2 tRNA genes (1 of these 2 cut by a window edge) are annotated in these 448 nt (G+C 72.1%); both read left to right on the top strand.

What is annotated here, in order from left to right:
- The first annotated feature begins 321 nt into the window (after nt 1-321).
- Nucleotides 322-393 (top strand) — tRNA-Gln (locus tag ACH5AR_RS30865).
- Between the two features lie 36 nt (nt 394-429).
- Nucleotides 430-448: transfer RNA gene (locus ACH5AR_RS30860), tRNA-Glu, on the top strand; it runs 154 nt beyond the window's last position.

Raw genomic sequence — 448 nt, 5'->3', positions numbered from 1 at the left:
CTGGGCGGGCGCGGGGCCCGCTGGGGGGGGGGGGGCGCTCCGGGCGCCCCACACCCCCGCCCCCCCCGCCCCCGGGGGCCCCGGGGGCCCCCCGGGGGGGGGGGGGGGCGGGGGCGGGGCGGCCCCCACGGCGTACCCGGAGGTCACCCGCAGGCCTCCCGGCGGCCGCCCGGGGTTATCGATTTTGGAGCCGGGGCCGACGTCGGGTAATGTTCTTTCTGCGCCGCCCGGGAGGGAACGGACGAGGGAACGAAAGCCCCTCGGAAGGGACCGAGCGAGAGGCGCAACGCCTGAGAAGGGCCCGCAGGGGTTCAACTCTGGTGGGGTATGGTGTAATTGGCAGCACGAGTGATTCTGGTTCATTTAGTCTAGGTTCGAGTCCTGGTACCCCAGCGCAGTACGTCAGTACGGCACACAAAAGAAGATCAAGCCCCCGTTGTGTAGCGGC

The sequence above is a fragment of the Kitasatospora sp. NPDC018619 genome, from assembly GCF_044391605.1.
Lineage (GTDB): Bacteria > Actinomycetota > Actinomycetes > Streptomycetales > Streptomycetaceae > Kitasatospora.
Note: the sequence above shows the minus strand (reverse complement) of the source record. Positions and strands in the feature narration are given on the sequence as shown.